The organism is Paraglaciecola sp. 2405UD69-4 (assembly GCF_047525415.1).
GTDB lineage: Bacteria > Pseudomonadota > Gammaproteobacteria > Enterobacterales > Alteromonadaceae > Paraglaciecola.
This window is the reverse complement of sequence record NZ_JBLIXM010000005.1, coordinates 52,804-72,587: the sequence shown is the minus strand read 5'-3', so window position 1 is coordinate 72,587 and position 19,784 is coordinate 52,804. Positions and strand designations below refer to the sequence as shown.

Annotated in this window: 21 protein-coding genes; 14 read left to right on the top strand and 7 right to left on the bottom strand. The window is 39.8% G+C overall.

Annotated features, from left to right (window positions below; all coding sequences use genetic code 11):
* Positions 1 to 2: 2 nt before the first annotated feature.
* A complete protein-coding gene (locus tag ACMUMK_RS15705; RefSeq protein ID WP_414702094.1) occupies positions 3 to 725 on the bottom strand; it encodes a CBM9 family sugar-binding protein in 723 nt (240 codons plus the stop codon).
* Between the two features lie 127 nt (positions 726 to 852).
* On the opposite strand from ACMUMK_RS15705, the gene ACMUMK_RS15700 reads away from it, so the two are divergent.
* Genes ACMUMK_RS15700 through ACMUMK_RS15690 form a run of 3 tightly spaced genes read left to right on the top strand, consistent with a single transcriptional unit; the run spans position 853 to position 2,901 of the window.
* Positions 853 to 1,452 (top strand): elongation factor P hydroxylase, encoded by a 600-nt coding sequence (locus tag ACMUMK_RS15700; protein WP_414702238.1) that lies wholly within the window; start codon positions 853 to 855, stop codon positions 1,450 to 1,452.
* Positions 1,439 to 2,611, top strand: a complete 1,173-nt coding sequence (locus ACMUMK_RS15695; RefSeq protein ID WP_414702093.1) for an ATP-NAD kinase family protein — start codon at positions 1,439 to 1,441, stop codon at positions 2,609 to 2,611. Before ACMUMK_RS15700 ends, ACMUMK_RS15695 begins: the two co-directional genes overlap by 14 nt.
* On the top strand, positions 2,608 to 2,901 hold the full coding sequence (locus tag ACMUMK_RS15690) for a YfcL family protein (RefSeq protein WP_414702092.1): 294 nt from the start codon (positions 2,608 to 2,610) through the stop codon (positions 2,899 to 2,901). The genes ACMUMK_RS15695 and ACMUMK_RS15690 overlap by 4 nt, the downstream gene beginning before the upstream one ends.
* A gap of 62 nt (positions 2,902 to 2,963) precedes the next feature.
* Here the strand turns inward: ACMUMK_RS15690 and mnmC are convergent, their stop codons facing one another.
* Positions 2,964 to 4,955, bottom strand: coding sequence for a bifunctional tRNA (5-methylaminomethyl-2-thiouridine)(34)-methyltransferase MnmD/FAD-dependent 5-carboxymethylaminomethyl-2-thiouridine(34) oxidoreductase MnmC (gene mnmC / locus ACMUMK_RS15685; RefSeq protein WP_414702091.1), 1,992 nt, complete (start codon positions 4,953 to 4,955; stop codon positions 2,964 to 2,966).
* Positions 4,956 to 5,297: 342 nt separating this feature from the next.
* Here mnmC and fabB point away from each other — a divergent pair, with 342 nt between their 5' ends.
* The 4 genes from fabB to ACMUMK_RS15665 all read left to right on the top strand — a co-directional run bounded on the left by fabB (position 5,298) and on the right by ACMUMK_RS15665 (position 10,489).
* Entirely contained in the window at positions 5,298 to 6,512 is a 1,215-nt protein-coding gene (gene fabB / locus ACMUMK_RS15680) for a beta-ketoacyl-ACP synthase I (protein ID WP_414702090.1), read from the top strand.
* A 328-nt stretch (positions 6,513 to 6,840) separates the two neighbouring features.
* Positions 6,841 to 7,899, top strand: a complete 1,059-nt coding sequence (locus ACMUMK_RS15675) for a hypothetical protein (protein WP_414702089.1) — start codon at positions 6,841 to 6,843, stop codon at positions 7,897 to 7,899.
* Between the two features lie 17 nt (positions 7,900 to 7,916).
* The gene (locus ACMUMK_RS15670; protein WP_414702088.1) at positions 7,917 to 8,444 is read left to right on the top strand and encodes a YfiR family protein; all 528 of its coding nucleotides are present in this window, start codon (positions 7,917 to 7,919) and stop codon (positions 8,442 to 8,444) included.
* Entirely contained in the window at positions 8,441 to 10,489 is a 2,049-nt protein-coding gene (locus ACMUMK_RS15665; RefSeq protein WP_414702087.1) for an EAL domain-containing protein, read from the top strand. Before ACMUMK_RS15670 ends, ACMUMK_RS15665 begins: the two co-directional genes overlap by 4 nt.
* Before the next feature lie 56 nt (positions 10,490 to 10,545).
* On the opposite strand, the gene ACMUMK_RS15660 is transcribed toward ACMUMK_RS15665, so the two are convergent.
* Entirely contained in the window at positions 10,546 to 11,025 is a 480-nt protein-coding gene (locus ACMUMK_RS15660) for a hypothetical protein (protein ID WP_414702086.1), read from the bottom strand.
* A 313-nt stretch (positions 11,026 to 11,338) separates the two neighbouring features.
* Here ACMUMK_RS15660 and ACMUMK_RS15655 point away from each other — a divergent pair, with 313 nt between their 5' ends.
* On the top strand, positions 11,339 to 12,031 hold the full coding sequence (locus ACMUMK_RS15655) for a cupin domain-containing protein (protein ID WP_414702085.1): 693 nt from the start codon (positions 11,339 to 11,341) through the stop codon (positions 12,029 to 12,031).
* Positions 12,032 to 12,083: 52 nt separating this feature from the next.
* Here ACMUMK_RS15655 and ACMUMK_RS15650 read toward each other — a convergent pair whose 3' ends face one another.
* The 3 genes from ACMUMK_RS15650 to ACMUMK_RS15640 all read right to left on the bottom strand — a co-directional run bounded on the left by ACMUMK_RS15650 (position 12,084) and on the right by ACMUMK_RS15640 (position 14,899).
* Positions 12,084 to 13,055 carry an HNH endonuclease gene (locus ACMUMK_RS15650; RefSeq protein WP_414702084.1) on the bottom strand — a complete coding sequence of 324 codons (972 nt, stop codon included), beginning with the start codon at positions 13,053 to 13,055 and terminating at the stop codon, positions 12,084 to 12,086.
* A gap of 260 nt (positions 13,056 to 13,315) precedes the next feature.
* A complete protein-coding gene (locus ACMUMK_RS15645) occupies positions 13,316 to 14,185 on the bottom strand; it encodes a nuclease-related domain-containing protein (protein WP_414702083.1) in 870 nt (289 codons plus the stop codon).
* 246 nt (positions 14,186 to 14,431) lie between these two features.
* Positions 14,432 to 14,899, bottom strand: a complete 468-nt coding sequence (locus ACMUMK_RS15640) for a MarR family winged helix-turn-helix transcriptional regulator (protein WP_414702082.1) — start codon at positions 14,897 to 14,899, stop codon at positions 14,432 to 14,434.
* A 110-nt stretch (positions 14,900 to 15,009) separates the two neighbouring features.
* On the opposite strand from ACMUMK_RS15640, the gene ACMUMK_RS15635 reads away from it, so the two are divergent.
* On the top strand, positions 15,010 to 15,738 hold the full coding sequence (locus ACMUMK_RS15635; RefSeq protein ID WP_414702081.1) for a DUF1499 domain-containing protein: 729 nt from the start codon (positions 15,010 to 15,012) through the stop codon (positions 15,736 to 15,738).
* 103 nt (positions 15,739 to 15,841) lie between these two features.
* Positions 15,842 to 16,429 carry a cytochrome b gene (locus ACMUMK_RS15630; RefSeq protein ID WP_414702080.1) on the top strand — a complete coding sequence of 196 codons (588 nt, stop codon included), beginning with the start codon at positions 15,842 to 15,844 and terminating at the stop codon, positions 16,427 to 16,429.
* A gap of 300 nt (positions 16,430 to 16,729) precedes the next feature.
* Here the strand turns inward: ACMUMK_RS15630 and ACMUMK_RS15625 are convergent, their stop codons facing one another.
* Positions 16,730 to 17,005 (bottom strand): DUF1330 domain-containing protein, encoded by a 276-nt coding sequence (locus ACMUMK_RS15625; protein ID WP_414702079.1) that lies wholly within the window; start codon positions 17,003 to 17,005, stop codon positions 16,730 to 16,732.
* 92 nt (positions 17,006 to 17,097) lie between these two features.
* On the opposite strand from ACMUMK_RS15625, the gene ACMUMK_RS15620 reads away from it, so the two are divergent.
* The 4 genes from ACMUMK_RS15620 (at position 17,098) to ACMUMK_RS15605 (ending at position 19,689) form a co-directional block, all read left to right on the top strand.
* Complete coding sequence (locus tag ACMUMK_RS15620) at positions 17,098 to 18,000, top strand: LysR family transcriptional regulator (protein WP_414702078.1); 903 nt, start codon at positions 17,098 to 17,100, stop codon at positions 17,998 to 18,000.
* An 85-nt stretch (positions 18,001 to 18,085) separates the two neighbouring features.
* Positions 18,086 to 18,331, top strand: a complete 246-nt coding sequence (locus tag ACMUMK_RS15615; protein WP_414702077.1) for a Rho-binding antiterminator — start codon at positions 18,086 to 18,088, stop codon at positions 18,329 to 18,331.
* 81 nt (positions 18,332 to 18,412) lie between these two features.
* The gene (locus tag ACMUMK_RS15610; RefSeq protein ID WP_414702076.1) at positions 18,413 to 19,399 is read left to right on the top strand and encodes an NAD(P)/FAD-dependent oxidoreductase; all 987 of its coding nucleotides are present in this window, start codon (positions 18,413 to 18,415) and stop codon (positions 19,397 to 19,399) included.
* Between the two features lie 104 nt (positions 19,400 to 19,503).
* Complete coding sequence (locus ACMUMK_RS15605) at positions 19,504 to 19,689, top strand: DUF2970 domain-containing protein (protein ID WP_414702075.1); 186 nt, start codon at positions 19,504 to 19,506, stop codon at positions 19,687 to 19,689.
* Positions 19,690 to 19,784 lie beyond the last annotated feature (95 nt).

The following is a 19,784-nucleotide window of genomic DNA, read 5'->3' as shown; positions in this document are numbered from 1 at the left end:
GGTTATTGATGTTTTAGTGTATATTGGCCGAAAACTCCTGCGTCAATCCAGCCTCGATTTTTATCGCCCTTAACCGGCTTAATTTCATGGGAGCCTACAAAATGCTCTCTTGTGTCACTGCCATCGTTGTCACAATAAGCCAGCATAAATCCTATTTTTTGCCCAGCTTGTAACTGTATTGCTTCTAGAGGTTTAGCATCTGTAAAGTCGTTAGGGTAAAGCTTTATGGCTACCTCCCAAATAATATGATTGGGCGCTGCGCTGCTTCGTTTCCACTGGCTAACAAGATGATCATTGAAATCTCGGGGGCTTTTGTTTTCTGCTATATCAATGGCTTGGTTATCTAGGGCGATGTGATAAGCCATGGCTGTATGATTGAATTGATGGTTGCCACCCGATGCATCACTATCAATAAACACTTCTAGAGCATCATCATCCCAGTAGCGATCCAATGGATCGGCAATTTTATCAATAAGCACATCGTCTGTTAGCTCAGCTTGCAGGTATAAATATTGTTCGTCCCATAACACTTTATAGCGCCCAGAAAAATCTTCTGAGCTTGGTTGATCGCCTTGAATTAGGTGGGATATATCATGCCACTTAGCCTTATCCCAGGCAGAGTCAGCGATACCGTCTACCTGAATTTTAGTAGGCGTGTAGGTGATCTCGTTTGCGGCAATAGGGGTACATATTAAGCTGGTTAACACTAGATATTTACTAAACAAGGTAAGCTCTCGAATGATAATGGATTATTGACAATAGCTTGTCGTAAACAGCCAGTGAAAACAACAATAAAGTTAGTTATGCATATTACACTTTGTATGCATTTACGGTTAAAATGCACCACATATGATGCAAAACGCCCCCACACAATTAAGTCCCTCTGATGCCATGCCCGAATCCAAGCTAAAAGAAGCTAAATGCCACCTTTATCAAGATTTGATTCGTTTGTTTAATGATAGCTTTGCTGAAAGCGAGCAAACTGTACTAGTTAAAGGCAAAGATGAGCCTATTTATATTCCAGCCAGCAAGACCTGCGAAAAACATCAAATTGTCTTTGCCCATGGTTACTTTGCTAGTGCATTACACGAAATCGCTCACTGGTGCATAGCAGGCAAAGCTAGGCGCTTGTTAGAAGATTATGGCTACTGGTATTGTCCCGATGGCCGAAATGAACAAGAGCAAGCTGAGTTTGAAAAGGTTGAAGTAAAGCCACAGGCAATAGAGTGGGCGTTTTCTTTGGCCTGTGGAAAATCATTTCGGGTCAGTACGGATAATTTAAATGGTGCACCAGTTGACTCTGAAGCATTTCAGGCAGCGGTAAAGCAGCAATTAGCATGGTACTTACAACATGGGTTTCCGCCACGAGCACAACACTTCATCGAGGTATTACAAAGGTTTTATGATATGCCAGATCTCAAGGCGCAAGGGGTGATTGATGTCATTAACTAGTATTCAAGCTCCCTTTAAATTAGGCCTATTGATCAACCCTTTTGCAGGGATAGGGGGAGCGGTTGCTTTAAAAGGCAGTGATGGAAAAGAAGTTCGAGAACGTGCTTTAGCCTTAGGGGCAGAGAAAAAAGCCATGTTCAAAACCCGCTTGGCCCTTGAGGCTTTATTGCCACTAAAAGATAGAGTGGTTTTGTATGTGGCCAGTGGTGAAATGGGTGAGCAAGTAGCCAAAGATTTGGGATTTAATTACAAACTTATCTATCAAGCTGCGCAACAGCAAACCGAAAGCCAAGATACAGAAGCCGCCGCTGCAGAGCTGGTAGCCCATAAAGTGGACTTAATTTTATTTGCTGGTGGTGATGGTACTGCACGTAATTTGTGTGCTGTGGTGGGGAATAAAATACCTGTATTAGGGGTGCCCGCCGGCTGTAAAATCCACTCGGCCGTATATGCGGTTACTCCACAAGCTGCGGGGCGTGTATTAAAGCAGGTGGTAGCTGGTGATTTGGTAAGTGTGAGTGACTCAGAAGTGATGGACATCGACGAAGAGCTCTTTCGAAAAGGCAGGGTAAACGCCCGCCAATATGGCGAAATGTTAGTGCCAACAGAGTTACGTTATATCCAAGCCGTTAAAATGGGCGGTAAAGAGTCTGATGAATTAGTACTTGCAGATATTGCTGCACATCTAATTGAGATAATGGAAGATAACCCCGAGCATATATTTGTAATGGGGTCTGGCTCTACTGTAAATGCCATTATGGAAGAGCTACACCTAGACAATACCTTGTTAGGGGTGGACCTTATTAAAAATCAACAGCTAATTGTCCAAGATGTCACTGCAAAAGAGTTGCTAACTCTGACTGCAAATACTCCCTGTAAACTAGTGATCACCCTAATTGGTGGCCAAGGGCATATTATTGGCCGCGGTAATCAGCAGCTTAGCCCGCAGTTTTTAAGCTTATTAGGCAAAGAAAATATCATCTTAGTTGCGACAAAAAATAAGCTGAATAACTTGTCTGGTCGCCCTTTATTTGTTGATTCTGGAGACCCGAATTTAGACCTGCAGTTGTCAGGATTAATCTCTATCGTCACTGGTTATCATGATCAAGTTTTATACCCGGTCGCTAATTTAAAAAATGAAAATAAGGAAGGCGTGTGAGCCAAGTAATAACAAATTTCAGTAAAGACTTATCCGAGTTTACGGATCAGGTTGAACAATACCTAGATAACGTGGTGCAACACGGCACAGACGAGCAGCTTTTTATCGCCAGTTATTTGCAGGGGCATTTTGCTGTGGTGGCAGGTCAAAGCTCATTGGAGCAATTCACAGAAATTAGCCAGTTTAATGAGCTGATGGAGCAAAGCTTACATAAAGCGTTTACTGCCAAAGAGCTTGAAGAAGACGACCAAAAGCAAGTGTGGGATTTATGGCAGTCTTTTCTTCCATAAGGCAGTACAGCTAATGATAATACTCACTCATAATACTGGCGCTTAACGATTCGCTAGGTGAGTTAAATCAATCTACGTTTTAAATCTCTTACTAAAAAGCGGTTCGGATTAAGTGCATCTAATAAGTGGGTCGCCAGAGGTAAGGGCTCGTTTAAAATTTGACTGACCAATAGCTCTGCACATAAAGGGGCGGTGGTGAGCCCTCTAGAGCCTAATCCACACAATACAAAACTGTTGGGCTGGTCTATTGGTGCTGGATAACGGCTCGCAGGCAGAGCTTTGTATAAATCTTGATATTGCTGAGTTTGTTCAGTGATATTGGGCACAGCCCCTACCATAGGCAGGTGATCCGGCGTGCTACATCTTATACCTGCTCTACCTTCTTGGCCGACTGTTAGCGAGTCTATCCATTGGCAGTTTTGCAACGCCTTTTGTTGTTTTTCAAGGTTTTGTAGTTGCTCTGATAATCTATATTCGCAGCTTGTATCTTCTTTTACATAGGTTGAACCTATGGTGTTAAGCTGGTTAAAACTTGGGGTCATGTAACCCTTATGACAAAGCACAGTTGCTAGTTTTGCCAGTTCATTTTCACTTTTTAACTGCTCTACCTGACCGCGAACTAACCTAAAGGGTAACTGCTGTAGTGGCGCTAACTGGCTGCTTTCACTACCCGTTGCATAGATGACAATATCTGCTTCAGTTTGATGTCCGTTGTGCCAATTTAGTTGCCAGCTATTGCCCTTTTGCTTTACAGATACAAGCTGATGATTTGTATTTACAACAGCATTTGCTTGCGTTACTAAGGCTGTGATTAATTCGGGTAAGTGTATCCAGCCGCCGAGTTCAATAAAAAGCCCAGGGTAGGGCAAAGGTACGTTTGCCAGCTGACTAGCAGCTTTGGAGTCTACCCAGCGAATTAGCGATTCTGGCCAGGTTTTGTTGTCTGCTAGGGTTTGATAACGCTGCTGCACTTTGTCATTAAAGGCTAATTGGATAGTGCCGCACCACTGATGAGTAAATTTGGCTCCTGACTTAAGTAATGAACTATACAAACGACTCGCATAGGTAAATGCCGTTGCGTGAATTTGACTAGGGTGGCCAGCTGTAGCATTTAAGTGGGGGTAAAATCCACCTTGGGTATTGCCCGACGCCCCTTGTGCTAATGCGTTATCTTTGCAATATAGGTTAGCTTTTATGCCACGCTTACTCAGGGCGTAAGCACAATTGGCTGCTGCCAATCCTCCACCAATAATTGCGACCTTAGGGCTTGAGGTGTTAGTGGCGTTACCTCTTTTAAAATAAGGTAATCTTAACGTTTTGGGCTCTTGGCTATTAAAAACACCCGCTAGCATTTCTCGTTTTTTGCCATGACCTTTACACTTTTGTACATCAAAGCCTGCAGCTATTAGGCCTCGTCTAACAAAGCCTGCTGCAGTAAAGGTAGCAAAACTCCCTTGGTTTTTGGCTAATAAGGCCATGTGCTGGAATAAAAACTCATTCCACATTTCAGGATTTTTACTGGGTGCAAAGCCATCAAGATACCAAGCGTCAACTAAGCCTTGCGGCGGGACGTCAATTTGAGGCAAAACTTGCTGCACGTCTCCAAACCATAAATCTAGGGTAACTGCACCATCTAAAAAAGTGAGTCTATGGCAACCAGATATTAACAAAGGATACTGGCGCAGCAGTTCTTCACAGTACTTTCTTAACTGGGGATAAAAGGATAACGCTTGCGTTAAATCGGCAACATTTATTGGAAATTTTTCAATGGACAAAAAGTGCAGACGTAACGGACTCTCTGGGTGTGCTTGTCGAAATAAATCAAAGTGTAAAACAGTGACTAAAAAATTTAAGCCTGTACCAAAACCGGTTTCTGCAATGACAAAATTTTGCTCTTGGCTGCTGTGCCAACGCTCTATAATTCTATTGCTTTTTAAAAAGACATGTTCGGTTTCATCAAGGCCTTTGGCATCAGAGAAATACAAGTCATCAAATTGAGTTGCGTAAGGTGTACCATTTTCATTGAAGTGGATGTCGGCATGGGAAATGGTCAAGGTGAAGAATGTCCTAAAGCTGCAATGAGGGATGTAAATAGATAGTTTAAGGTAGTCTCGCCAAAGCAACAATCCTTGATAGAAAATATAAGTCGCTGTTTATAATCACCTGTTGAAAAACTCATACTTTTGATGCCGATTGCCCCTCTTAATTGGTAGAAATACTGCCCTATAAAAAGATTTTTGAACCTCGGTAATATTCGTAGGTCACATACAAAAATCTACGCTTACAGCTAGCTATATGGCTGTTTTTTATTTAAGCTAACACTTGTACGCTGAAAGCAGACCACTTTGTTAGTGAAAATCATTAACATATACGAAAATTTCCTTGAAGGGTTGATCATGAGAAGAGCGGTAATTACTGGGCTTGGTATAGTCTCTAGTATTGGTAATAATGCACAAGAAGTCACTGAATCTCTAAGAGAAGGGCGTTCGGGCATTACATTTTCAGAAGAATTTGAACAAGCTGGCATGCGTAGCCAAGTTTGGGGCAAAGTTGATTTAGATATAAAAGATTATATTGATCGTAAAACTTTGCGTTTTATGGGTGAAGCCGCTGGATATGCCTACATTGCTATGGAACAAGCCATAGCTGACTCTGGGTTAACAGAAGATATGGTATCTAACCTTAGAACGGGCATTATTGCAGGTTCGGGCGGAGCGTCATCGAAAAACCAAGTTGAAGCTATTGATATTCTTCGCAGCAAAGGCGTGAAGCGTATTGGGCCATACATGGTAACGCGTTGTATGGGTAGTACAGTATCTGCGTGTTTAGCAACGCCTTTTAAAATTAAAGGTGTCAACTATTCAATTAGTTCTGCGTGTTCAACTAGTGCGCACTGTATTGGTAACGCCTTAGAGCAAATACAGCTTGGTAAGCAAGATATTATATTTGCTGGTGGTGGTGAAGAATTACACTACACCTTATCTGCTGAGTTTGATGCAATGGGTGCTATGTCTACTAAGTACAATGATGATCCTACTAAAGCATCTCGTACTTACGACGCCGATCGTGACGGGTTTGTGGGTGCTGGCGGCGGCGGTATGGTAGTTGTTGAAGAGCTAGAGCACGCTTTAGCTCGTGGCGCTAAAATCTACGCTGAAATCGTCGGCTATGGTGCTACTTCAGATGGTGCTGATATGGTTGCTCCATCTGGTGAAGGTGCTGTACGTTGTATGCAACAAGCTATGCAAGGTGTTGATAAGCCAATCGATTATATCAATACTCACGGTACATCTACCCCTGTAGGTGATGTAAAAGAGCTTTACGCAATACGTGAAGTATTTGGTGATACTACTCCTGCTCTTAGTGCAACTAAGTCACTTACTGGCCATGCATTAGGCGCTGCTGGTGTAAATGAAGCTATTTACAGTATTTTAATGATGGAAAATGACTTTATTGCGCCATCTATTAATGTTGAAAACTTAGATGAGCAAGCCAAAGGTATGGATGTAGTTACTGAGACTCGTAATTGTGAGTTAACTACTGTTATGTCTAATAGCTTTGGTTTTGGTGGCACTAACGCAACTTTGGTTATGCAAAAATACCAAGGCTAATTATTAGCTGTTGTTATTGTTTAGTTTTAAAAATGCCGTTGCTTGCAAGAGTAACGGCATTTTTATTGAAGAAACTCACATCGAATAAGTATTTTCTAAAATACTCAAAATCTTTTCATTCACACCAAATATTTCGAGGTAGGTGTTTTAGTTATACAGGTAATACTTGCCATTTTTCTCTTAACTTATTGAAACTTATCTACTTAACAATAGCTGAGTTAGGACATTACTCATATAAGCCTATACAGTCGGATAAATTTTGATACATTATCACCAACAATTTACGTATATATTCCCATGAAGTTATGTGTGCTCGGTAATTTAAAATATGCCTGTTCTTATTTATTTCATTATGTTTTTTGCTTTATTGGCCGTCTCGGTAAAGGGATATAGCCAAAGCACCCCGACCGAATTTGCTGAAATGAGCCTGCAAGCCCTTTTGAATGTATCTATTGAAGACGATAAGGAGCAAGCGGAGCAACAAAAATGGAGCTTTGCTGTTCAGCTTAAAGCCGCTGAATTTGAAGGTTACAGGCAGGGGAGCCGGGATCTTAGTTTTGATCAGGTACTTTACACCCCCGGTGAAGAAGAGCGCACTGATAGTAATTTTCCAGTTGTGCCTACTGTTATTAATCAGTATGTAAAGCTAGTGCGGTTAGGTTATCAAGTAAACCCAAAATTACAGATTGCAGCTGTGGTACCTATTATTAGGCAAGAAACTGATCATATTAGTTCGGTACCTGGCTATTCGGAGTTTCTACTCACATCTGATGGGGTTGGTGATGTCGGCCTGATGGCTAGTTATCGTTTGACTGATTCACCTTATAAAAACTGGTGGTTAACCACTGGAATAAGTTTACCTACCGGCTCAATTGATCAAAAGGGTGATACTCCAAGAGGGCCAGGTGATCAGCAATTACCTTATACTATGCAGTTGGGTTCGGGTACTTTCGATTTTCCAGTGGAGTTGAGTTATCAATCAATTGGAGAACACGAATATAACCTAAATGTGTCAGCCACAATTCGCACAGGTAGAAATGATAGAAATTACCGTTTGGGTAATAATTATGAGTTACTAGCTAAGTATCATTATAGATTACTGGAGAGTTATAAATTGTTTGGTGCCATAGAGTTTAGTTACTCTGAATCCATTCATGGTCAAGACGATGAAATTGTATCTAATACAGCTTTTCCGTATGCAGCTGGAATAGTTAATCCAGACCTATATGGCGGTAAAAAACTTAGCGTTACTGCTGGAGGAGTCTGGAGTTATAAAGATAGCTTTAGTTTTACTTCGCACGTAAGTAAGCCAGTTTATCAGCACCTTAACGGTCCTCAGCCAAAAGAAAAGTGGCGAGTTGGCTTACAGTTAGCCTATTTTTTGTGATGTGTTAGATAAACTCGATGCGGACATTGATACTTACTTTTTTACTTTTGGTTTTCTCCCATAATGGGTTTGCGAATGATCAAGTGAGTAAGCTTGATAAACTAAAAGCAGCTTACATGTTTAATTTTGTAAAATTCATCACTTGGCCTGCAGATAATACAAACGAGGTTGAGGCGACTCAAAGTAATAACTCTGAGCCCCTTACTTTTTGTTTGCAAACTTCTGCTGAGTTTAAAGGCTTTTTTGAAGCCCTTGCTAATACCCAAGTTATTGGTCCTCAACAAAAAAGTATAAAAAGTATACTATTAGAAGAGGCAGTCGAATGTGATTTGGTTTACTTAACCGCAAAGTATGATGATGCATATTCGAAACTTTCTCGTGCGGTAGTGATCCAAAACTCTGAATTGGTCGAATCAAGATTGAGCGTTTTTACATTTTTTAAGCAAAACAATCGTTTGAGGTTTGAGATAGACTTGCAGCGAGCAAAGCAATTGAAGATTGATATTAGCTCCGAGTTATTAAAATTGGCGAAAGTTAAGCAATGAAATTTAATCTTAAAAATACATCGTTTTTTAGTAAACAGTTATTTGCCACGCTCGGGGTTAATTTTTTGTCGCTTGCAGTTGTGGTATCTCTGCTCTACTCCAATGTGGTAGATGATTATAAAAACGACTTGGTAAATATGTTACAAAGCCAGTCAACCTTGTTGGCTGAAGCTAGCAGCTCTTCATTACTGTTTGATGATGTCAAAAGTGCCAATGAGCTACTCAATTCTATTAATAACTTATCTGGTACTAGGTTCGCGAGCTTGTATAAAAGTGACTTTACACTTTTTGCTAGCTTTCAAAAAGATGACTCTATAGATGTGCCTGAAATCAATAAAAATAGTAAGTTCGGAGCCATTTTTGTTGATGATAATTTGTTTTACCTCATGCCAGTGGAGTTTTATAAAGACACGATCGGATATCTGTTGTTGTCTTCAGATACTAAGCATTTAGAAGAGCAGCAAGCTCGATTTGTAGAAACATTGTTAGTGGTGCTAGTGATAAGCATGGTCGTGTCTTACTTATTGCTTTGGCGTTTACAGAAAACAATATCCAAGCCAATTAGTAAGCTGGTGTCTTTGGTGCGTTATGTATCAAGTACTCGCACTTACAACAGGCGCTTAGATATTTCTAGCGGTGATGAACTAGGCGAGCTAGGAAAGGGGGTGAACAGTATTTTAGATACAGTAGAAACCCACCAAGAACAGTTAAATCAACATAACCAAGAACTTGAAGAGCTAGTAAGGTTACGTACCACTCAGCTTTATCAAAGGGCTAACTTTGACGGGTTGACATCTTTATCGAATCGACACACCTTTATTGAGCGCTTAGAGAAAGAAATGCTCGTTGCTGGTAATGAAAAGTGTGAATTGGCTGTGATGTTTTTAGACTTAGATCGTTTTAAGATCATAAACGATAGCCTTGGTCATGCTATGGGTGACAGAGTTTTAATTGAAGTGGCAGACCGTCTAACTAAAATTATAACCAACACCCAAAACGTATGCCGTTGGGGTGGTGATGAATTTGTCATTCTTATCACTAATATATGCGACAGAAATCAGGTCAATATCTTAGCCACTCGCATCATTGAATCTTTGAGCCAAACTATTTTTATCGACAGCCAAGCTTTGCATGTTTCTACCTGTATTGGTATTGCTATGTACCCAGAGCACGATACAGATGCATCAGCTCTGTTAAAATATGCAGACACCAGCATGTACGATGCTAAGAGCAAAGGCCATGGCAAGTTCAGTTTCTTTGATAATCATATGTTGGTGACATCACGCCGCAAATTGTCAATGGAAAACAAAATTCGAAGTGCCATAGAGAACGACTCGTTTACTATGGTGTATCAACCACAATTTGCTGCTAAAACAGGTGAATTACATGGTGTTGAGGCTCTTATTCGCTGGAAAGATGAAGGTAAATATATTTCTCCTGCTGAGTTTATCCCTACTGCTGAAGAAGCTGGTTTAATTAATCAGTTAAGCATGTGGGTTATTAAGCATGTATGTATGCAAATTTCAGAGTGGAAACGTTTGGGATTAAAACCAGTCACAGTGGCTATTAACTTGCCCGGCTCACTAATTGGGCAGCAAGATTGCTTAGATATCTTAAAAAGTGTTTTAACTTATTATGATATTTCACCGAGTTTGCTAGAAATCGAAATAACCGAAAATATGTTTATCGCCTCAACGGATTTAGCAGTAGATAACCTATTAGCCTTGAAGCAATTTGGGTTTGTTATTTCAATTGATGACTTTGGTACAGGTTACTCTTGTATGAGTTATTTGAGCAACTTACCAATTGATAAGTTGAAAATAGACGGTGGCTTTATTCGTAAGCTAGGTAAAGAAAAGGCCAACGACGGTATAGTTCAAGCGATTATGACCTTAGCGAAAAGTCTAAACCTAATCACTGTCGCTGAGTGTGTTGAAACCCAGCAAGAATTGGAAACCCTCAAAGCTTTAGATTGCGATATTATCCAAGGTTACCTGTTCAGTAAGCCTTTACCACCAGATGAAGTTAGTACTCACTTTAAATAAGAGTCTTTTAATTTAAGAATAGTAAAGTGGAAAGTATGTGAGTTCCATCTTTATTACTAGTGATTAGCTTTGGGGTTTTCTATGTTCCACAAAGCCTCAAATTCTTTAAGGCTTTGCTTTCGTTTTTTAGCGCAAGCCACAAATAACGCCATGTCATTTTTGTTGTTTAGGCAGCTTTCAGACTCTATGAAATACTGAGCCCATGCTTGTCTTTTTTCACCTTTAAAGTTTACATAGCTAGACACAGTAACATTGCCAATATTAGGCAAGGGCAAGGAAGGAATGGCTTCAGCTGTATTAGCGGGTGTGTTTATTTTAAGCGTTACAACTTGCTCTTTGGGGGCTGTATTTGGGGGATTTCGAAGGCAGTCTAAAAATGTACGCTTAGCCGCTCGGTGCTTTTTTCGGGCGAACTCCGTGACTTTGTATTGAAGCTGTTTATTCCACTTATCGACTAAAGCTTCTTCTTGATTACACTGGCTACTAGCTGCTTTGCTAAAAACAGCCATTGTAATTATCAGCAGTAACCGCAACATTAGTCATCTCCCATCCATGGTAAAAGCAAAGGTGTACTTTGATTCTAGCTATAAATTTAGACTAGCGAATAAAGATTAAGCAATGCTGAATTTGCTGCTTATTTAAAAGAGGACTAAAAAGCCTTAGATAAACTATATGAAAAGTTACAATTGCTTGAAAATGTGGAGATAGAGTTTGCTCCAGAGCTTGCGTTTGGTGGGCCAGCTAAACATATGATGATACGTGAGCCTAGTGGTAATCGACTCGAATTTATTCACAAACCTTAACATCCACAGTAATAAAAGTGAGTGGCTAAACACCCAAGGGGAAGTTATGAAAATAACAGCAGATTTTAACAAGCGAGAAGTTGTACACTGTGAATCTTTGCCTTGGCTTAAGTCGCCAATGCAAGGAGTTGAAAGACGTTTGATAGAACGCATTGGCGACGAAGTTGCTCGTGCCACCAGTATTGTAAAATATGCCCCTAAAAGTAGTTTTTCAGAACACGTGCATACTGGAGGAGAAGAATTTATTGTCCTTGATGGAGTATTTCAAGATGAGCATGGTGATTTTCCGGCAGGCTCTTACGTGCGAAACCCTCCTCAATCACACCATCAACCAGGTTCAGAAAAAGGCTGCATAATATTTGTGAAGCTTTGGCAGTTTCAGCCAAGCGACAGAACCCATGTCAATGTTCAAATGGATCATGCTGCTACCCAAGTAGATAAGCACAACCCTGGAGTGACCATAGCCCCTTTGTTTAAAGATGAGTTTGAAGAAGTTAGCATGTTGCACATACCGCCTAACACTAGGTTTAAAGCTGAAGTAGCAAACGGAGCGGAATTATTTATCCTTAATGGTAGCTTTGTAGAAGCCGCCGATTTGCTACAAAAACACAGCTGGTTGCGCCTGCCATTAGGCTCAACAATAGATGGGCAGGCAGGACAAGAAGGGGCCAAAGTTTGGATTAAAACAGGGCACTTGTCAGACATCAACAAGCAAATCGATAGACTGCAAAATGCCTAAAGGGGATTAGCCTTAATTGCTAATTAAACAACTAGGTTGATTAAGGCCCCTTTTATTTTCTGCTGTCTAATAAGATAAATTCTCTATGGAAATCTAAATAGTGTTTTTGTCCTGACGTAAATGAACCCACATTTGTGAGCTTGTCTGTGCTAATACCCATACGATTTATGGTTTCTGCATGGCTTACAGGCGAAATAATTAATGTGCCATTGTTTTCAAAGCTGATAAAACCTTTGTCAAAGAGGTGGTCAATGTTAGGTGTTAGCATAAAACCGTTTTCAGGATCTAAACGTTCTTCATTTGAGCAATCACGCCAAGGTTTTGTGTGGCTCGCCACAAGATGCCTAGCTCGATTTACACGTGTAACACGACAACTATTTTCTATCTTCATTAAATCCTTTCGATAGCGACCCTGTCCTCGCCTAGAGCTGACAAGGGCGAATTTTTCAGTTTCGGGAATTGTTACATCTTTTGTAATTCTGTCCTCCACTCGATTTTCCCACTCCGTTATATTCTCTAAAGATCGATCAGGCATTGCATCAAATACCATATTCCCCTTAACTAAATCTACCGCCACATTGTCAATTAAATGAGCTAAAGCCAAAGCGAAATTTTTTGATATATCAAATAGGTAACTTTGATTTGCTCCTCCATTATCAATTTTGATAGGAGAGTGCAATTTGGGTAATAACGGGCGAAGAGTATCAATATGATTCATCGTTCTTAGTGGATGTGACACTTCTTTAAAACTGACATCTACACGCCAACCTATATTGGACCAATTAGAACCAGCTGCACCAAATTCAGAAGGTTTGGGAAATTCATAACAATGAGATTGAACGACGCCTAAAGCTTTAATAGCTGCATTTGCATAAGAAAAAACTACATCACCAGGCGAAAGTTTTCGCATCAAATCATACGGCCTAATGTGTTGCCCTGCAGAATTAAGCTTTGGGGACCACATATAGCCACCAGAAACTTCGTACTTATAGGTTTGCTTTTGGTTTACCCACCAATAATTCATTGTGTACCCATTTTTAAAAGAACTAACAATTAAACTCAGGTGACTTATAAAACTGATAACACGTTGAATTTACACGCCCTAATTTATTATCAAGCACTATAAATAAACTGAGGCCAACACTAAAAAATAGGTTTTAGAGTAAAATTTAAATTAAATAAAATCAATGGCTTGATTAAAAAACTCTGAAGATGATTAATGATGTTTTTGAACAGCTTTAGTGCCAGATTCGTTGAAACTTTATTCTTTTCTAAATATTAATACTAAATCAAATCATTAATTCGCAATGTCTTCTGCTTCACTTGATGGGCGACTCGTTTTATTTGCTCAAGGCTGAGTGGTTGCCCATATAGTTTAGGTATTTGTTTGCTCAGTATTTTAGTGGCTATAACAGGGACTATTGGTTTAGATATTATTTTAATGAACCAACCAGGAATGGTGACAACTGGGCACACTAGTATTTGCTCGCCTGTGGCTTCGCTCAACCAAGTGCCAGCCCATTTAGCTTGCCTTGTGGCTTGTTCGATAATGCTGGTGTCTGTGAAGTTAGGGAATTCTAGAATTTTACCTTTAACATTCACAATGTGTTCTTGGGATTTTTCCTTTGCAGTTTTAGAGTTGTTGGGTTTTCTTCTACCTTTGGTTTCGATTGCGAATATGCCATTGGGGCCAACGACTAGATGATCTATGTTGAATTTGTCACATTGAATGTCATGGAATACTTTATAGTTTGCGGCTTCAATATCGTGAAGTTCAGAAGATACTGCCCATTCTGCTTCTAAACCGAGTCTAAGGTTGTTTCTGCTTTTTGTGGTTCTTATTGTTTTAACTAAAATGTAGATAATCCCTGCGGCATAAAAGGGTACTAATAACCAAGGCAACACTTTTTCTATCCCTAAAAGTTTATATGCTCCGATATAAATAAATGGCAAATTAAATAAGAAAGTTAGCATAATTAAGTGCCCGAAAAGATCGGCTGACTTGTCATTGAAGTCCGAGAGCACGCTTTGTCCGGCAATCCGTCGGCTGACTTTTATATCAAAAGGTAATCTAGATTTACGACCCACAAATACTAAAACTAGTTTTATTGCCCCCACAAAAATTAGCATCGGTAGTAAAACTGATGCAGGCATTATTAATCCATCAAAAATATTCAAAGAAACTTATCCAAATGTATTTGCAGAATATAAAAATGATACAGCGAGCTAAAGGCTGTAATAAATATTTCTTTATATAACAACGATTAAAATACAATCCGTTTTAAATCGTCTTGATGGAACACTAAGGGTTTACTTCGATAATATTGACAAAGAAGCTAACTACTTACTTTTAGTGTCCGTAAAGCCAATGACTTTGCTTTATCCAATGAGGTTTGTTTATTAGCTATTTGGCTTACTAGCTGGCCTTTCGCCTGGTTTATGTCCACCTAGTGAGTCTCTTAATTCTTGGGTTAATTCTGCGAGTGTGTGTTGTTTTTCTTTGCCAATCAGTTCTTCTATGTATTCGTCTACACTTGCCCATGCTATTTCTATGTCATCAATTATTGCTGTTCCTTTAGGAGTCAGGCTGAGTAGGTTTCGTTTGGCGTTAGCTGGGTCTTTTTGAGTGGTGATGAAGCCTAACGCAGTTAAGCGACTTGTCATGGTGCTCATGCTGGCGGCGGTAATATCAAATTCTCTGGCTAGGTCTATTTGCGATATTTTTCCTAGACGATTCAATGCCTTAATAACTCGCGCTTGAGATGAGGTAATGCCTAATGCTAATAGTTTTACACTTAAATACTCTTGGAGTAAGTCGGCGGAGTGTAGTAACAGATGAAACTTATGTTTAGATGATTTAATAGTCATAGTTAGGTATTTCTTTGTTTATAGTTAGCGTGCTAACATAAGTCGATGTAGCGTCGTATAGAAATAAATTAAAGCGACATTTTTTATTTATTACTTTTAAAGGAAACAACATGGGTCAGGGTTCGTCGCGTATTGGCACTATTTTACTGTCTCTGACTTTTTTGTCGGTGTTAGCCATTTTAATTATGATGTTTGGCGCTCGTTTAGGATTCTGGGATCCTATTGTTGGTTTTGGTTATTTTAGAACTTACCTTAACCCTATTGGTTATGTTTTAGTTGCACTTGGTGTCATTGGCTTTTTGTTAACACGTCGAGGTTCAGGCGCGGTTAAAGCTATCATCACGGCTTTGGTTGGTTTGTGCATTTTGGCACCTATGATCCATGGGATAGTTAAACCTGTAAAACGTGGGCCTCCTATCCATGATATTACAACAGACACTAACAACCCACCTGTGTTTTTATTTTTGGATGACAGCCGAGAAGGAGCTAAAAACACTTTAGTTTATGCCGGTGAAAAAGATGCAGAAATACAGAAAAAGTTATATCCGAATATTGCGCCAATTCAATCTGACTTATCAGCGGGCGCAGCGTTTGAAAAAGCATTGAATATTGCCAAAGATAAGGGCTGGGAAGTGGTTGCGCAAGACTCTGTAGCTCTGCGTTTTGAAGCGATTGCGAGAACCTCTGTGTTTGCATTTATGGATGATGTTGTTGTGGTTGTGACTCCTGCAGTTACAGGTAGCCGTGTAGATATACGTAGTGTGTCTCGTGTGGGCCGCAGTGACCAAGGTGTTAATGCCGCGAGAATCAATGATTTTATTGCAAGCTTTAACCAATAATTCAAATACATGCTTTACGCTTTTTGCTAGTTTATACAAAGAGCGTAAAGGGATTTTGTTATGTTAATCATTTATTTACACAACAATAAAAAGAGAAAATGTTATGGCTTATAAAAATACTGCTGAAAACTATGGTGTTGTGGCAAAGTGGCTTCACTGGGCCACGGCGCTTTTATTTTTAGCTGCTTATGCCAGTGTGTATTACAGAGAGTGGTTTACTGAATCGAGAACGCCTGAAAACTTCTCTGTACTTCAGATTCATTTTTCCATTGGAATAAGTATTGCGGTGGTGGTTTTTCTGCGGGTTTATTGGCGCTTAACTAGCATTACACCTAGTCCAGAACCTGGTACAAAATTAGAGCACTTAGCGGCTCATGCTGGCCACTTCGCTTTGTACGCTGTGATGATTATTATGCCTATTACTGGGTATATTGGAACTGGCTCTAATACTGATTTCTTTTTTATGTTCGAAATTCCAAGCTTTAAGAGTACTTGGTTGTTTGAACAAGTAGTTGCCAATGGTTTGGGGATGGAGTTTGAAGCTTTTGAAAAGCCATTTGATTTAATTCATAAAAGAATCTTAGGTCCGTGGTTAGCTTGGATGCTGATTGTAGGCCATGCAGGCGCCGCTTTTTATCATCATTTTGTTAAGAAAGATCGCACCTTATTGAAGATGACTAGCGGTAAATAAACCTCCTCAGTTTTATTGAATTACTCAGTAATTTTGATTTCAACAGTATGCCCACTCTCAGAGTGGGCAGCCCTGTAAAACCATTCGTATTTATTAATTAGCTTTTTAATCAGCTCTAAACCAAAGCCTAGCTCGTTTGTTATTGGCTCTCGTTCTTTGAAGCCGCTATCTCAAAGGTGCATTTAACGGTGTTTCATCTAGGCTTTCTAAAAAACTGACGCAGATGACACATTGAATTGAAGTTAGTGGGGGAATAGTAAATAACGCCCCTTGCTAGTGCCTGCAATTCAACATTTTCAATCACAATAAATGAAACTGGCTTTGCATGCCTTGTTCTCTTAAAGATATTAAGTCTTGGTAGGCTTTGCTCTTGTACCAGTTTTTAGCGTTTTGCTTATCTGGAAACTCAATAACCGCTTTCATGGGATGTTTTGCATCACCATGTAACACCTCTACAGGCCCTTTGGCTATAAAGATTCCGTTAAAGGGTTTTAAAGTCTCAGCAGCTTGCGCACTGTACTCGGCTAGTTTTATTTTGTTGATAGGAGTGATGTCGACTATGACTAGGGTTTTCATTTTTATGCCTCTTAGTTTGATTAAGTTGACATAGGTTACGGTTGCAATTTAAGTTAAACAATAGATTAAAAATTAACTGGTTGTTTAATTATATGAACACTGTAAAGCTCGCACCTTTGTTGCTTATTTTTGTTGAGGTAGCGAATAAACGCTCCTTTACTGCAGCAGCTAAAAAATTGGGGTTGACCAAGTCAGCTATTAGCCAACAAATTAAACGTCTTGAAGAGGCCACAGGGCAGCAATTACTGATACGTAATACTAGAGGGGTAGTATTGACTGCAGTAGGCGAGAGTTTATTGGCCCGCAGCGAGTTGTTAAGTGAGCAGTTGAGTTTGGCATTAACCGAGCTTGATAATGCTAAAGAGCAGCCTAGTGGAGACTTTAGAGTATCTATTCCTCCCTTTTTTGAGAAGAGTATAGTCATACCAGCCATAAAACAGTTGAGTATAGAGTTTCCAAAGTTAAGGCCAGAAGTGATTATCGCTGGTGAATGGCAAGATTTGATAGAAAACAATTTAGATGCAGCGATTTTTGGTGGAGATATCAAAAACTGTGATTATCGCGCATTGTCTGTTGGTAAAGTCTCAGAGATATTTTGTGCGTCTCCCCGCTATCTTAAACAGTATGGAAAGCTTAGTGAGTTACAACACTTGGCTAAACATAAGTTCATTGCCACGGCTTGGCAGCACGATACATTGCACTTGTTTGATAATAACCTAACTAATAAACAATTAGTTGATGTTCAACATTGGGCAAAGGTGAATACCTTGAGTTCGGCGTTAGAAATGGTGTTGAACGATATGGGAGTAGCTTTGTTTCCAGAGTTTTTGGCTCAAGCTCACCTAACTGATGAGCGAGTCGTGAGGGTATTACCCAATATTCGTGGCCGCGCTTGGCACTTTTATTTTTTACATCAATATAAGGGTGAAAAGCCTGTCCACATTACTCGCTTCTATCATTTGTTTTGTCATTACTTTGCCAAGGCGAGTGCTTAAATTATTTTTTCACACTTTTTGATGATCTAACCAATCCATATGTTAGTTCGCTTCGTATTGGCTTAATTAAAATGAGGACATGTCTATGTTGAGTTGCAGTCAATATGACGAACTTGAAGTGGTATGCCTATACAGATATCCCATTGAGTTAGTGCTCAAGGATAGTAGCTCTCTAGAAGGTGTTGCTATTGATATTCAATACAATACTCTGCGCCAAGAGTGTCTTACGGTGCAGATAATTGATGGTAAAAAATATATACCATTTAATGATGTTCTAAGGTTAAATGTGTGTGTAAAAAATGCAAAGGTGCAGCAAATTTCGTTTGTTTGAGTTTGGCTTTAAACGAATTTTTTGAGTCAATATTTTGTTTAACACTAAGTTGTTTTGTAAAAAGGAATCATTAGCTTACCCATGAAACTCTCTATCGCTATTATCGGGGCGGGATTATCTGGTTTAACCTTAGCTCATAAGTTACAGGGCAAAGCTGAAACCACAATATTTGAGAAGTCCCGTGGTGCTGGTGGGCGTATGTCTACCCGTTATACAGATGATTATCAGTTTGACCACGGTGCGCAGTTTTTCACTGCTAGATCTAAGTCCTTTCAGCAGTTTTTAGCCCCTTTTAGAGACTCTGGGATAGTGCAGCAGTGGTTACCAAAAGTGTTAACTCTGGGAGTGGGTAAAAAACCATACAAACGAGATTGGTTTGAGCCTCATTATGTGGGAGCTCCCAAAATGAACTCCCTCTGTAATCACTTAGCTAAAGCACATAATGTAGAGTTTAATGTTCATGTTTGTGAGATAAAAAAACAAGGCAGCGGCTGGCTGCTAATCGATTCTGACCAAAATGAATATGCCCCTTTTGACTGGGTAGTAAGCTCTGTTCCAGCTAAACAAGCAGCAGAGCTTTTTCCTGTGGAATTTCAAGAATATAGCGAAATTAACGGCGTTACCATGATGGGGTGCTACTGTTTAATGCTAGGGTTTTCTGAACTCCCAAAATTTAACTGGGACGCTGCAAAGGTTAACCATTCGTCTATTGGCTGGTTGTCGGTAGATTCCTCAAAACCGGGCCGGGATTATGGGGCTTGTGTAGTAGTGCACTCCACTAATGAGTGGGCTGAAAAGCATATAGATGAAGATCAAGAATATGTCTCTAAGGCGCTGATGGATGAATTACATAAAGTGGCAGCTATAGATGCGACTGAATCCCAATATCAAAGCTTACATCGTTGGCGGTATGCGAACACTTTTTACAATGAAGACGATGACGACAATGCGAACATGTATTTAATTGACCATAACCTTAATTTGGCCGCTTGTGGCGATTGGTTGATTAAAGGACATGTGGAATCAGCTTATTTAAGCGCCGAGGCATTAGCGAAAGCCCTAGGCTAAGCTTTATGTAAAAAAAATGTTAAGTTTTTAGCTTGTTCTGTGCCACACTTCATACACAGAGTCTAAGGTTAATAACCTTGGACAATTACATTGGGTGAAGTCAGATGAAACAGTTAAATTTTTGGCAAATTATTAAAAGTGTGGCTGCCAGTATGTTAGGAGTACAAAGTCAGGCTAATTACAAAAGTGATTTTGAGCAGCCCTCCTTTATACCCTTTATTGTGGTCGGTGTTTTAATGGTGCTGAGCTTGATTGGTATTTTGATCTGCATTGTAAATTGGCTTGTATGAAAATCATACATGAGACTTGATACACAACAACTTTTTGTATTTTAGTTGGTGGCGAAATTGAGATTGCTAGACTAGATTCTAGGAGGTGGTTCCAA